Raw genomic sequence first — 13,119 nt, 5'->3', positions numbered from 1 at the left:
GGGGCGGTTATCCTGAGGTGTCCTCTTCCTGTCCCGCGGCCCGTCTGGAGTCACCGTGCGCATCGATCTGCACTGTCACTCCACGGCGTCCGACGGCACGGACACCCCCGCCGAGCTGGTGCGCCACGCCGCCGCGGCCGGTCTGGACGTCGTCGCGCTGACCGACCACGACACCACCCGCGGCCACGCCGAGGCAATCGCCGCGCTGCCCGCCGGACTCACCCTGGTCCCCGGCGCCGAGCTGTCCTGCCGTATCGACGGCATCTCGATGCACCTGCTGGCCTACCTCTTCGATCCCGAGGAGCCCGCCCTGCTCGCCGAGCGCGAGCTGGTCCGGGACGACCGGGTGCCGCGGGCCAAGGGCATGGTCGCCAAGCTGAACGCGCTGGGTGTGCCGGTCACCTGGGAGCAGGTCGAGCGGATCGCCGTCGGCGGCTCCGTGGGGCGTCCGCATGTCGCCTCCGCGCTGGTCGAGCTGGGCGTGGTGGAGACGGTGAGCGACGCGTTCACCGAGGAGTGGCTCGCCGACGGCGGCCGCGCCTACATGCCGAAGCACGAGACCGACCCCTTCGAGGCGATCCGGCTGGTCAAGGCCGCCGGCGGGGTCTGCGTGTTCGCGCACCCGGCCGCCGCCAAGCGGGGCCGGACGGTCCCCGAGTCCGCGATCGCCGAGATGGCCGCGGCCGGCCTGGACGGCATCGAGGTCGACCACATGGACCACGACGACGCGGCCAAGGACCGGCTGCGCGGCCTGGCCAAGGACCTCGGCCTGCTGGTCACGGGCTCCTCGGACTACCACGGCAGCCGCAAGACCGTCGCGCTCGGCGACTACACCACCGACCCCGAGGTGTACGGGGAGATCACCCGCCGGGCGACCGGCGCGTTCCCGGTTCCCGGAGCCGGCGGAGTCTGAGGCCGCCTCTTCGCGGCCGACGCGCGCTCACACCCTCAGTTCGTCTTCTTTCAGCAAGGCCAGTACTTCCGCATGTTCGACATCGCCGTCTTCGGCTCTCTGTTCCTGACCCTTTTTGTCATCATGGATCCCCCTGGGATCACCCCGATCTTCCTCGCCCTGACCGCGGGCCGGCCGGCGAAGGTGCAGAAGCGGATGGCGTTCCAGGCCGTCTGCGTCGCGTTCGGGGTCATCGCCGTCTTCGGCGTCCTCGGGCACCAGATCCTCGACTACCTGCACGTGTCCGTGCCCGCGCTGATGATCGCGGGCGGCCTGCTGCTCCTGCTGATCGCGCTCGACCTGCTCACCGGCAAGAACGACGAGCCGAAGGCCACCAAGGACGTCAACGTGGCCCTCGTGCCGCTCGGCATGCCGCTGCTCGCGGGGCCCGGTGCGATCGTGTCCGTCATCCTGGCCGTGCAGAAGGCCGGCAGCGTGAGCACCCAGATATCGGTGTGGGCCGCGATCCTCGCGATCCATGTGGTGCTGTGGCTGGTGATGCGCTACTCGCTGCTGATCATCCGGATCATCAAGGACGGCGGCGTGGTCCTGGTGACGCGGCTCGCGGGCATGATGCTCTCCGCGATCGCGGTACAGCAGATCATCAACGGGATCACCCAGGTGATCCACGGAAGCTGACGCTCAGGTGATCCGGGGGGACCGGGCCGTCGTACACGGCTCGGTTCCCCCGGAAGGCTTGAGCGGGAACCCCGTTACGAGGCCGGGGTCTCGGCCGGGCGGATCCACAGGCGCTGCCCCACTGCCGCTGCCTGCTGAACGATCCGGTTGACGGAGGCGGCGTCCACGACGGTGCTGTCCACGGTGGTCCCGTCGACCTCGTCGAGTCGCATGATTTCGAAGCGCACAGGCTTCTCCCTTCGTCTGGTCATCCTCCTGCGGAGAACTACTTGGCGCGCCGGTTGTGTATCCGGCGTCGTACTGAGTGAACACGCCGCGTGTTACAAACATTCCCTACGCTAAAGAAATTTTTCGAACGCCTAACTACCGACCGGTAAGTAGCGGTCGGTGACCGTGTGAGAACGCCTGGGACTGCGCGGGACCGGTTGTGTTCACACTGTGACGACGAGGAGAATGGGCGGCGATGAACGACGACCTGGCGCATCTCGCCACCCGCATCGACCGTACGAACGAGCTGCTGGAACGCATGCTCGCCGAGGTGGCGAAGACACCCTCGACCCACGCGATCTTCGTGGACGCCGGGTACCTGTACGCGGCGGCCGGCCGCCTGATCGCCGGGACGGAGGACCGCCGGGCCTTCGACGTGGACGCCGAGGGCCTGATCGACGCGCTGATCGACCGTGCCCGCACCGTCTTCGCCGACAGCCGGCTGCTGCGCGTCTACTGGTACGACGGCGCCCGGCGCCGCATCCACACCGCCGAGCAGCAGACCATCGCCGAACTCCCCGACGTCAAGGTCCGCCTCGGCAACCTCAACGCCAACAACCAGCAGAAGGGCGTCGATTCACTGATCCGCACGGATCTGGAGTCGCTGGCCCGGCACCGCGCCATCAGCGACGCGGCCCTGCTCGGCGGCGACGAGGACCTGGTCTCCGCGGTCGAGGCCGCCCAGGGCTACGGCGCCCGCGTGCATCTGTGGGGCATCGAGGCGCCCGAGGGCCGCAACCAGGCCGAGCCGCTGCTGTGGGAGGTCGACAGCCAGCGCACCCTGGACCTGGAGTTCTTCAAGCCGTACGTCTCCCGGCGCACGGCCGCCGCCTATGAGGCCGGCACCGGGACCCGGCCCACCCGTGAGGACGTCCGCTTCGTCGGCGCCCAAATCGCGGCGAAGTGGCTGGCCTCCCGAGGCCGCGACGCCCTGGTCGAACTGCTGCCCGGCCACCCCTATCTGCCCGGCTCCGTCGACCAGGACCTGCTGGTCGAGGCCGAGGGCCTGCTCCAGTACTCCCTACGCGGCCAGGCCGACCTGCGCCGCTCCCTCAGGGACGGGTTCTGGGACCACTTGCAGGCGCAGTACTAACCGGCTTCCCCCATCCGCTCCGTCCCGTCCCAGAAGTCGGCGAGGGCGCGGGCGGTCTCCAGTGGGCGTTCGGTGTTGGGGGAGTGTTCGGTGCCCCCGATGATCGTGCGGTGCGCGCCGAGCCGTTTCGCCATGTCGTCCAGCAGGGGCACCGGCCAGGTGTCGTCGTAGGCGCCCGACACGACGTGGAACGGCAGGGCGACGGCGGCCAGCTCCGCCACCCGGTCCGGCTCCGCGCACAACTGGCGCCCGGCGGCGCGGAGTTGGGCGGGCTTGGTGCCCATCCAGCGGCGGCGCATGTCCTCCTGGACGTCCGGGGTGTCGCCCGGCTCGGGCGTTCCGGTCTGCTCGGGCGCCTCCATCTGCCGCATCGCGTCCCACACCTGCGCCATGGTCATCACGGCGAGCGCGTCCCGCAGCAGCCGTACCCGCTCCTGCTGGGACGCCGAGATCCGCGCCGGCCCCGATGCCATCAGGGTCAGCGACCGGAAGGGTGACGGGTCCAGCAGGACGGCGACGCGGGCGACCTGTCCGCCGAAGGAGTGGCCCAGCAGATGCACCGGCTCGCCGATCGCCGCGGCCTGCGCCAGCACGTCCGCCGCCAACTCGCCCTGCGCATAAGCCGTTTCGTCGCCCTCGGGGCCGTCCGACTCGAACTGCCCGCGCCCGTCGACGGCCACGGTCCGGTACCCGCGCTCGGCCAGCGGCACGTGCAGCGGGTTGAAGTCCTCCTTGCTGCCGGTGAACCCGGGCAGCAGCAGGGCGACCCCCTTCGCCTCGACCCCCTCGGCCACCGGGGCGTCGACGACGGCGAACTCCCCGCGCGCGGTACGCAGCGGGTACGCGCGGGCGCCGGGGGGCGGGACGAAGGTATCGGGCCTGCTCATGGGGGAGAGGTTAGCCGGAGAGTGACGGGAGAACGCCGACGGCCCGGTCCACCGAGGTGAACCGGGCCGTCAGGGCTGCGGTGCCGCCGCGCGGGCGGCGCCGGATCAGGCTTCCGGGGCCTCCGCGGCGGCCGTCGCCTTGCGGGTACGGCGGCGCGGCTTGGCCTCCGGCTCGCCGGTGGCCTGCGCCGGGATCTCCGCGGTGGCCGTCTCGGCGACGGCCTTACGGGTCCGCCGCGCCTTCGGAGCGGCGGCCTCGGCCCCGTCGGCCGTTTCCACGGCGGCGGCGGTCTTCCGCGTGCGGCGCGGCTTGGCCTCCGCGGCCTCGGCGGTGTCCGTCGCGGCCTCCGGCTCCGCCGCGGTCTTGCGGGTGCGGCGGGGTTTGGCCTCGGCCTCGGGGGCGTCGGTCTCCGGCTTGGCCGCGGCGGTCTTGCGGGTGCGGCGCGGCTTGGCCTCGGGCTCGGCCGCGTCCGTCTCCGTGGCGACCGTCTTGCGGGTGCGGCGCGCCTTGGGCTCGGACTCGGTGGCTGCTGCCTCGGCGGCGGTGGCGGTCTTCCGCGTGCGGCGCGGCTTGGCCTCCGCGGCCTCGGTGGTGTCCGTTGCGGTCTCGGCCTTGGCCGCGGTCTTGCGGGTGCGGCGGGGTTTGGCCTCGGCCTCGGGGGCGTCGGTCTCCGGCTTGGCGGCGGCGGTCTTGCGGGTGCGGCGCGGCTTGGCCTCGGGCTCGGCCGCGTCCGTCTCCGTGGTGGCCGCCTTGCGCGTACGGCGCGCCTTGGGCTCGGACTCGGTGGTCTCTGCCTCGGCGACCGGCTCGGTGGCCTTGCGGGTGCGGCGGCGCGGGGTGGCCTCGGTGTCCTCGGTCGCCTCGACGGCTGCGGCGGTCTTCCGCGTGCGGCGCGGCTTGGCCTCCGCGACCTCGGCGGTGTCCGTCGCGGCCTCGGCGACCGGCTCGGCCGCCTTGCGGGTGCGGCGGCGCGGCTTGGCCTCCGCCTCGGGCTCCGCGACGACGGCCGGGGCCGGCGCCGGGGCCTCCACGACGGCGGCCTCCACAACGGCGGTCTCCGTCGCCACGGGCTCCGCGGTCTTGCGGGTACGGCGGCGACGCGGCTTCTCCACGGCCTCCGCGACCTCCGCCGGGGCGGCCACGGGCGCCTCCTGCGGCGCCTCGGCGGCCGGCGTCACCGCGGCCGGAGCCTGGGCGCCGGCACGGGTGCGGCGACGGCGGCGCGGGGTGCGCGTCGCCGACTCCTCCACGGAGACGGACGCGGACTCGGCGGCCGGTGCCTGCGTCGCCGGTGCCTGCGCGGCCGCGTCCAGCGGGGCGCCGCCACGGGTACGACGGCGACGGCGCGGGGTGCGCGCCGGACGCTCGCGCTCGGCGGCGGGGGCCTCGGCCCGCTCATGGCGGTCATTGCGGTCGCCTCGACCACCGCGGCCACGGTCACGGTCACGGCCGCGGGCGCCGCGTCCGCCGGTCTCGCCCAGGTCCTCGACCTCCTCCGCGTCCAGCCCGGCACGGGTCCGCTCCGAACGCGGCAGGATGCCCTTGGTGCCCTCGGGGATGCCGAGGTCGGAGAACAGGTGCGGGGAGGTGGAGTACGTCTCCACCGGGTCGTTGAAGCCCAGGTCCAGCGCCTTGTTGATCAGCTGCCAGCGCGGGATGTCGTCCCAGTCCACGAACGTGATCGCCGTACCCTTGGCGCCCGCGCGGCCGGTGCGGCCGACGCGGTGCAGGTACGTCTTCTCGTCCTCGGGGGACTGGTAGTTGATGACGTGCGTGACGCCCTCGACGTCGATGCCGCGCGCGGCCACGTCGGTGCAGACCAGGACGTCGACCTTGCCGTTGCGGAACGCGCGCAGCGCCTGCTCGCGGGCGCCCTGGCCGAGGTCGCCGTGGACCGCGCCGGAGGCGAACCCGCGGCGCTGGAGCTGCTCGGCGATGTCGGCGGCCGTACGCTTGGTGCGGCAGAAGATCATCGCGAGCCCGCGACCCTCGGCCTGAAGGATGCGCGCGATCATCTCCGGCTTGTCCATGGAGTGGCCGCGGTAGACGAACTGCTTGATGTTCGCGACCGTCGCGCCCTCGTCGTCCGGCGCGGTGGCGCGGATGTGCGTGGGCCGGGACATGTAGCGGCGGGCGAGGCCGATGACCGCGCCCGGCATGGTCGCCGAGAACAGCATGGTCTGGCGCTTGACCGGGAGCATGGCGATGATCTTCTCGACGTCGGGCAGGAAGCCCAGGTCGAGCATCTCGTCGGCCTCGTCGAGGACCAGGCTCTTGACGTGCTTCAGGTCGAGCTTCTTCTGGCCCGCGAGGTCGAGCAGCCGGCCCGGAGTGCCGACGACGACGTCGACGCCCCTCTGCAGGGCCTCGACCTGGGGCTCGTAGGCCCGGCCGCCGTAGATCGCCAGCACCCGCACGTTACGGACCTTGCCGGCCGTCTGGAGGTCGTTGGTGACCTGCGTGCACAGCTCGCGGGTGGGGACGACGACCAGCGCCTGCGGGGCGTCGGTGAGGTCGTCGGGGGTGGCGCGTCCGGCCTCGACATCGGCGGGGACGGTCACGCGCTCGAGGAGGGGGAGGCCGAAGCCCAGCGTCTTGCCGGTGCCGGTCTTGGCCTGGCCGATGACGTCCGTGCCGGAAAGGGCGACGGGGAGCGTCATCTCCTGGATGGGGAAGGGATTGACGATGCCGACGGCCTCCAGGGCCTCGGCGGTCTCGGGGAGAATCCCAAGGTCTCGAAACGTCGTAGTCAGGGTGCTGCCTCTTCTGTGTGGCGCGGTGCGAGGCGAGCGCGGGGGTCATGACTGACCGTGCCGGGGACGTCGGCTGCCGTACGGGCGAACCTGTCAAGGCAAGCCGTAAGACACGGGACCTCTGCCGACGCTCTAGCGCTCGTACCGCTGAGGGTGTCCCTCCGGTCGTCGTACGTACTGAGCCGTACGGCCACGGAGGTCTGTCGGGTCGGAGCCGATCGGGCCACCGACCGGGCATCCTCATGCGTGCGCCCTGTCGGAACACGTCGAACACCGTCGACGCACTCCCAGGCGCATTACCACCATACCTCGGATTCGCGCACACGCGATGGCCGATTCGGTCACGTAGTCGCGGTCACAGTGGTCGGCCGGGGGCTTGAGGGGGGCGCCAAGCGGGCTATTGTGCGCCTCATGACTAGCTCTGACAAGCCTGAGAACGCGTCCGCCGCCCCCGTACCGACCGGTGTCGCCGCGCAGGACTGGGCGCAGGCCGCCGCCGAGCCGCACTACCGCGCCGCCGTCGTGGATCTGCTCGGGGCGCTCGCCTATGGAGAGCTCGCGGCGTTCGAGCGGCTCGCGGAGGACGCGAAGCTGGCGCCCACTCTCGGTGACAAGTCCGAGCTGGCGAAGATGGCCTCGGCGGAGTTCCACCACTTCGAGCGGCTGCGGGACCGGCTGACGGAGATCGGCGAGGACCCGACGGCTGCGATGGACCCGTTCGTCGCCGCGCTGGACGGCTTCCACCGGCAGACGGCGCCTTCGGACTGGCTGGAGGGCCTGGTCAAGGCGTACGTCGGCGACTCGATCGCGAGCGACTTCTACCGGGAGGTGGCGGCGCGGCTCGACACCGACACGCGGGAGCTGGTGCTCGCGGTGCTCGACGACACCGGGCACGCGGAGTTCGCGGTGGAGAAGGTGCGGGCCGCGATCGACGCCGACCCGCGGGTCGGCGGGCGGCTCGCGCTGTGGGCCCGGCGGCTGATGGGCGAGGCGCTGTCGCAGTCGCAGCGGGTGGTGGCGGACCGGGACGCGCTGTCCACGATGCTCGTGGGCGGGGTGGCCGACGGCTTCGATCTGGCCGAGGTGGGGCGGATGTTCACACGGATCACGGAGGCGCACACGAAGCGGATGGCTGCGCTGGGCCTCGCAGCCTGAGAAGGGGGCGCTCCGTGGGGCGCGGTCAGGGGCAGTTGCGCGGCTGCCGGTGCGTCGTGGCTCGTCGCGCCCACACGGCGGAGCCGCACATATCGAACAGGGCCCCGCGCCCCCTCGGGGCGCATCCGCTTACGCCGTCAGGGAGCGGCGGGCCCTTGACGGGCGCAGGAGCAGGGACAGGGAGGCCGCCGAGATGATCGCCGCGCCCAGGACGGGGATCAGGGTGAAGCCCGGGCCCAGGGCGCTGTGGGTGACGAAGTCGCCCAGCAGGGCGCCCGCGGTGCCGGTCGAGTAGACCAGGGGGCGGTTCGGGAGGCGGTGGGCGAGGCGGGCGGTCGCCGCCCAGGCGAGCAGGAGACCGAGCACGGCGGTGCCGAGTGCTTCCAGGATCATGACGGGGGTCCCTCCCACGGCCGGTCTGCCTTGAACGGTCGTAGCCCGTCTTACCCCTGACCTGCGGACTGCAATCCTCCGCTATGGCGGAGTTGTGTCGTTTCTGTGCGCGAATCCGCTCAGCACAAGGGCCCGGCGGCCGAATGCCGCCGGGCCCTTGACACAACCGGGCTACAGCGCGCCGAAGCCCACCTTGCGCACGGTCGGCGCGCCGAGCTCCACGTACGCCAGCCGGTCCGTCGGCACCATGACCTTGCGGCCCTTCTCGTCCTCGAGGGACAGCAGCTGCGTCTTCCCGGCCAGGGCGTCGGACACCAGACGCTCGATCTCCTCGACGCTCTGACCGCTCTCCAGAACGATCTCGCGGGGCGCGTGCTGCACGCCGATCTTGACCTCCACGGCTTTGTCCCTCCGACGGTCAGTGATGTGCGCGATCTTCCGCGCCGTACCAGCACACATTAGCCCGGTGAGGGGACGCGCACGCCGCCGGCCGGGAACGCCAACAGCGAACACCGTCCGGGAATGAACGCCGTGACCCGGCTCAGTGGTGCTCGTTGCCGTGCAGCGGGAAGCCCGCGATGCCGCGCCAGGCGAGCGAGGCCAGCAGCTGCACCGCGTGGTCGCGCGGCACGCTGCGGTCGCTGTGCAGCCAGGAACGGGCCACCACTTGGGCGAGCCCGCCGAGGCCCGAGGCGAGCAGCATGGACTCCGCGCGGGACAGGCCGGTGTCCTCCGCGATGACGTCGCAGATCGCCTCGGCGCACTCGGTGGTCACCTTGTCGACGCGCTCACGCACGGCCGGCTCGTTCGTCAGGTCGGACTCGAAGACCAGCCGGAAGGCGCCGCCGTCGTCCTCCACATAGGCGAAGTAGGCGTCCATGGTCGCCCGCACGCGCTGCTTGTTGTCGGTCGTCGACGCCAGCGCGCCGCGCACCGACTGGATCAGCGCCTCGCAGTGCTGGTCCAGCAGCGCGAGGTAGAGGTCGAGCTTGCCCGGGAAGTGCTGGTAGAGCACCGGCTTGCTCACGCCGGCCCGCTCGGCGATGTCGTCCATCGCCGCGGCGTGGTAGCCCTGTGCGACGAAGACCTCCTGGGCCGCGCCCAGCAACTGGTTCCGTCGGGCTCGGCGCGGCAGCCGGGTGCCGCGTGGGCGTGCTGCCTCTGTTTGCTCGATGGCTGTCACGCCGCCTCCCAATGTCGTCCACATGCGGTGTCGACCGCGTGGCCATCGTACTTTTCGGTAACCGTGGTGTGCGCGGTGCGAACGCAGAATTTCACGTACCGGACGGCGGCGAAAGCCGAGTCGCGCGGGCGATCAGCGGTAGTCGTCCTCGTCGAGCGCGACCACGCGCGCCTGTTCCGCCAGGTCGGCCTCGTTCGCCCGGTCCTGCTTCTCCGCCGGCAGCGGGTCGTCGCGCTCGGGCCGGACATCGGCCTGCTGCTCGACGGCGTCCACTTCCGGCTCCTCGACACCCAGCTCGGGGGCCGTGTCCTCGTCCAGCTCCTCGATGGTGTCGGGCTCGGTCGGGTCCTGGGCCATGATGGGCTCCCTTCCTACGAACGTCCCCGGGGGCACGGCAGGGGCCACACGCGGGTGCCCTGTGTACGAGCCTAGGAGACGGCCGATCCGGACGCCATGCCGTGTGCGCCCGTCCGCCCCCGGTTGTCCGCGACGGAACGGCTCATTCTGTGACGGCGAACACACGAAAGCCGGTGTGATCACCTCGTAACATTGCCCGCATGTCTTCCACCGAGTCGCCCTCCGCGCCGGCCGCCAGTGTGCTCCCTCGGGTGGCGCCCGTCCGGGTCGGCGAGGGGGAGCGGCTGCGGACGGTGGGCCTGCCGGGGGTCACCCTGACGGTGCGCTACCGGCCGTCCGCGCGCGCGGGCCTGCCGCGCGCCCTGTACGTCCACGGGCTCGGCGGCTCCTCGCAGAACTGGTCGGACCTGATGGCCGAGCTGGACGGCGTCGTGGCCGGCGAGGCGCTCGACCTGCCGGGCTTCGGCGACTCCCCGCCCCCGGACGACGGCGACTACTCCGTCACCGGGCACGCGCGGGCCGTCATCCGCTACCTGGACGCCGCCGGACACGGCCCCGTCCACCTCTTCGGCAACTCGCTCGGCGGCGCGGTGACCACACGGGTGGCCGCCGTACGCCCCGACCTGGTGCGCACCCTCACGCTGATCTCGCCCGCGCTGCCGGAGCTGCGGATCCAGCGCACCGCGGTGCCGACCGGGCTGCTCGGCGTGCCCGGCATCGCCGCCCTCTTCACCCGGATGAGCAAGGACTGGACGGCCGAGCAGCGGGTGCGCGGCGTCATGGGGCTCTGTTACGGCGACCCCGGCCAGGTGACGCCGGAGGCGTTCCGGCAGGCCGTCGAGGAGCTGGAGCGGCGGTTGCAACTGCCGTACTTCTGGGACGCGATGGCCCGCTCGGCGCGCGGCATCGTCAACGCGTACACGCTCGGCGGGCAGCACGGGCTGTGGCGGCAGGCCGAGCGCGTGCTCGCGCCGACCCTGCTCGTCTACGGCGGCCGGGACCAGCTCGTCGGCTACCGCATGGCGCGCAAGGCCGCCCGCTCCTTCCGCGACTCCCGGCTGCTGACCCTGCCGGACGCCGGGCACGTGGCGATGATGGAGTATCCGGGCGTGGTGGCGCGGGCCTTCCGTGAGCTGCTGGCGCAGGCCGAGGGGGACGGCGGCACGGAGGCGGGCGGCGCGGGCGACGGCGGTACGGACGACGAGGGCACGGACACGGGCGGCCGGACGGCCGCCGAGGGTACGGAAGCGGGGAGCTGAAGGACACCGTGGGACGCCACAGCCGCCGGGGGCCGGTCAAACCGGCCGCGCAGGACACGGGTCCGGAGACAGCGGAGACAGCGGCGAGGAGCGAGCGGGACGCGCCGGGCCGCGGCGCGCCGGGAGTGCCGGGCCGCGGTGGGCCGGGGTCTGCGGAGCAGGCGGCGGGGCGGGGCGCGCCGCGCGCGTCCGGGGGGACACCGGCCGGAACCCCCGCCCGTGGTGTCCCGCGCCTGCCCGAAGGCACGCCCGCCCGTGGTGTTCCGGGGCTCTCCGCCGGCGCTACCGCGCACGGCGCCCCGCGTGGCCCCGGCGCGGGTGCCGCGCGCGGTGGGCATCCCGAGCAGCGGGAACCCGGCGGCGGCTGGGGGGAGTTCCCGGCGCGGGCCGGGTCCGGTGCGCACGGGGCCGTACTGCCCCGGCAGCGGCAGGCGTCACCCGCCGGCCCTGCCAGCCCTCCCGGTGCCGTCGGCCCTGCCGGTCCCGTCGGCCCCGGCGGGCGCGGGCCGCGGCAGGACTACCTGGACGCCTTCGACGGCGGCGGTGGCCGGCCGGGTGGCGTCCGTACGAAGGAGCGGCCGGCCGGGGAACCGGAGCCGGCGGCTGAGACACCCGGTGCCGCCTCCGGCACCGGTGCGGACAAGGCGGTCCCGCCCGCGCAGCGCGGGAACAAGGGGCGGGCCTTCACCGGGATCGCCGCGGCCGCCGTCACCACCGTGCTCGCGGTGGTCGTCGCCGGGCAGGTGACCGAGGGGCGCGGCGGAGGCGCGGCGGCCGGGCACTCCGCGCCGGACCAGGGCGCCGGCGCGCACGCCGGGTCCTCCGCGAAGCCGAGCGTGGCGCCGTTGACGTACGAGCAGAAGATGGACCGTACGTATCCGCTGAGCGCGACCCTCAAGGCGTCCGGGTCGTTCGACACCGTCCCCGGCTTCGACAAGGCGCCCGGCACCGGCCGGAAGTACCGCTACCGGGTCGACATCGAGCAGGGGCTCGGCCTGGACGGCGCGCTGTTCGCCGAGGCCGTGCAGAAGACGCTGAACGACGACCGGAGCTGGGGACACGGCGGCACCCGTACCTTCGAGCGGATCTCCTCCGGCAAACCCGACTTCGTGATCACCCTGGCCAGCCCCGGCACCACCGCCACCTGGTGCGCCAAGTCCGGCCTGGACACCACCGAGGACAACGTCTCCTGCGACTCGGCCGCCACCCAGCGCGTGATGATCAATGCGTACCGATGGGCTCAAGGAAGCAAGACATACGGCGACAAGATCCATATGTACCGGCAAATGCTGATCAACCATGAGGTCGGCCACCGGCTCGGTCACAACCACGTCACCTGCCAGAAGGACGGGGAACTCGCGCCGGTCATGCAGCAGCAGACCAAGTTCCTCGACCACGACGGGATCCACTGCCTGCCCAACGCCTGGCCGTATCCCAAGAGTTGACGACCCGCGCTTATGTCACATTGACGTGAGCCGCCGGGCCGGACGTGCTGTACGCCTGACCGAGGGCGGCGCGCCGGCCCTGGTCGGCGAGTCCGGCTCCGGCAAGTCCACGGTCGCGGGCGCCCTGCTGGGCCTGCGGCGGCTGCGCGGCGCCAGGGCCGCCATCGTCTTCCAGGACCCGCTGCCCTCGCTCGACCCCTGCTACGCCATCGGCGACCAGATCGCCGAGGTGTACCGGGCGCACACCCGCGCCTCGGGCCGCGCCGCCCGCGCGCGTGCCGTCGAGGTCTGGACCGCGTGGGCATCCCGGACGCCGCCCGGCGCGCCCGCTCGCGCCCGCACGAGTTCAGAGGCGGAATGCGCCAGCGCGCGCTCATCGCCATGGCGCGGGCCTGCGCACCCCGTCTGCTGATCGCCGACGAGCCCACCACCGCGCTCGACGTCACCACCCAGAGCCAAGTGGTCGCCCTCCTCGGCGAGTTGCAGCGGGGGCTCGGCCTCGCGCTGGTCTTCATCGCGCACGACCTCGCCGTCGTCCGCCAGGTCGGCGACCGGCTCGCGGTGATGCGCCGGGGCCGGCTGGTCGAGTACGGCCCCGCCGAGCGCCGCGCGGCGCGCCACGCACCGGCGGCCGTGTGACAACGCGCCCAGCGTGACGTTTCGTACCCGCGTGAACGCCTAGCGCGACAAAACGCGGTTCGCACGGGAAAGTCACGCGCGTTCACCCCTTTTGGT

At 72.8% G+C, this 13,119-nt stretch carries 13 protein-coding genes and 1 pseudogene; 7 read left to right on the top strand and 7 right to left on the bottom strand.

What is annotated here, in order from left to right; all coding sequences use genetic code 11:
* Positions 1–55: 55 nt before the first annotated feature.
* Together ACE4Q9_RS11640 and ACE4Q9_RS11635 are read left to right on the top strand one after the other, a co-directional pair.
* Positions 56–913: a PHP domain-containing protein gene (locus ACE4Q9_RS11640; protein ID WP_397984169.1), complete on the top strand. Its 858-nt coding sequence runs from the start codon at positions 56–58 to the stop codon at positions 911–913.
* A 72-nt stretch (positions 914–985) separates the two neighbouring features.
* Entirely contained in the window at positions 986–1,591 is a 606-nt protein-coding gene (locus ACE4Q9_RS11635; RefSeq protein WP_397984168.1) for a MarC family protein, read from the top strand.
* 74 nt (positions 1,592–1,665) lie between these two features.
* Here the strand turns inward: ACE4Q9_RS11635 and ACE4Q9_RS11630 are convergent, their stop codons facing one another.
* Positions 1,666–1,818, bottom strand: coding sequence for a hypothetical protein (locus ACE4Q9_RS11630; protein WP_086805833.1), 153 nt, complete (start codon positions 1,816–1,818; stop codon positions 1,666–1,668).
* A 236-nt stretch (positions 1,819–2,054) separates the two neighbouring features.
* Here ACE4Q9_RS11630 and ACE4Q9_RS11625 point away from each other — a divergent pair, with 236 nt between their 5' ends.
* Positions 2,055–2,951, top strand: a complete 897-nt coding sequence (locus ACE4Q9_RS11625) for an NYN domain-containing protein (RefSeq protein WP_397984167.1) — start codon at positions 2,055–2,057, stop codon at positions 2,949–2,951.
* Here ACE4Q9_RS11625 and ACE4Q9_RS11620 read toward each other — a convergent pair.
* Together ACE4Q9_RS11620 and ACE4Q9_RS11615 are read right to left on the bottom strand one after the other, a co-directional pair.
* Entirely contained in the window at positions 2,948–3,838 is an 891-nt protein-coding gene (locus tag ACE4Q9_RS11620) for an alpha/beta fold hydrolase (RefSeq protein WP_397984166.1), read from the bottom strand. The two genes, ACE4Q9_RS11625 and ACE4Q9_RS11620, sit on opposite strands and share 4 nt — an antisense overlap.
* Before the next feature lie 105 nt (positions 3,839–3,943).
* Entirely contained in the window at positions 3,944–6,499 is a 2,556-nt protein-coding gene (locus tag ACE4Q9_RS11615) for a DEAD/DEAH box helicase (protein WP_397984165.1), read from the bottom strand.
* A 504-nt stretch (positions 6,500–7,003) separates the two neighbouring features.
* Here ACE4Q9_RS11615 and ACE4Q9_RS11610 point away from each other — a divergent pair.
* Positions 7,004–7,747: a ferritin-like fold-containing protein gene (locus tag ACE4Q9_RS11610; RefSeq protein ID WP_397984164.1), complete on the top strand. Its 744-nt coding sequence runs from the start codon at positions 7,004–7,006 to the stop codon at positions 7,745–7,747.
* Between the two features lie 129 nt (positions 7,748–7,876).
* Here the strand turns inward: ACE4Q9_RS11610 and ACE4Q9_RS11605 are convergent, their stop codons facing one another.
* The 4 genes from ACE4Q9_RS11605 to ACE4Q9_RS11590 all read right to left on the bottom strand — a co-directional run bounded on the left by ACE4Q9_RS11605 (position 7,877) and on the right by ACE4Q9_RS11590 (position 9,680).
* Positions 7,877–8,140 (bottom strand): hypothetical protein, encoded by a 264-nt coding sequence (locus ACE4Q9_RS11605; RefSeq protein ID WP_397984163.1) that lies wholly within the window; start codon positions 8,138–8,140, stop codon positions 7,877–7,879.
* Positions 8,141–8,311: 171 nt separating this feature from the next.
* Complete coding sequence (locus ACE4Q9_RS11600) at positions 8,312–8,539, bottom strand: DUF3107 domain-containing protein (protein ID WP_397984162.1); 228 nt, start codon at positions 8,537–8,539, stop codon at positions 8,312–8,314.
* A gap of 142 nt (positions 8,540–8,681) precedes the next feature.
* Entirely contained in the window at positions 8,682–9,323 is a 642-nt protein-coding gene (locus ACE4Q9_RS11595) for a TetR/AcrR family transcriptional regulator (protein ID WP_397984161.1), read from the bottom strand.
* 132 nt (positions 9,324–9,455) lie between these two features.
* The gene (locus tag ACE4Q9_RS11590; RefSeq protein WP_397984160.1) at positions 9,456–9,680 is read right to left on the bottom strand and encodes a hypothetical protein; all 225 of its coding nucleotides are present in this window, start codon (positions 9,678–9,680) and stop codon (positions 9,456–9,458) included.
* A gap of 200 nt (positions 9,681–9,880) precedes the next feature.
* On the opposite strand from ACE4Q9_RS11590, the gene ACE4Q9_RS11585 reads away from it, so the two are divergent.
* The 3 genes and pseudogenes from ACE4Q9_RS11585 to ACE4Q9_RS11575 all read left to right on the top strand — a co-directional run.
* On the top strand, positions 9,881–10,939 hold the full coding sequence (locus ACE4Q9_RS11585) for an alpha/beta fold hydrolase (protein ID WP_397984159.1): 1,059 nt from the start codon (positions 9,881–9,883) through the stop codon (positions 10,937–10,939).
* A gap of 8 nt (positions 10,940–10,947) precedes the next feature.
* Positions 10,948–12,384 (top strand): DUF3152 domain-containing protein, encoded by a 1,437-nt coding sequence (locus ACE4Q9_RS11580; protein ID WP_397984158.1) that lies wholly within the window; start codon positions 10,948–10,950, stop codon positions 12,382–12,384.
* A gap of 19 nt (positions 12,385–12,403) precedes the next feature.
* Positions 12,404–12,981, top strand: a pseudogene (locus ACE4Q9_RS11575) (ATP-binding cassette domain-containing protein); the annotation flags it as partial.
* Positions 12,982–13,119 lie beyond the last annotated feature (138 nt).

Origin of the sequence: Streptomyces sp. AM6-12 (assembly GCF_044327085.1) — a bacterium.
Taxonomy (GTDB): Bacteria; Actinomycetota; Actinomycetes; order Streptomycetales; family Streptomycetaceae; genus Streptomyces.
The sequence above is the reverse complement of the archived record's forward strand: the minus strand, read 5'-3'. Positions and strand labels throughout refer to the sequence as shown.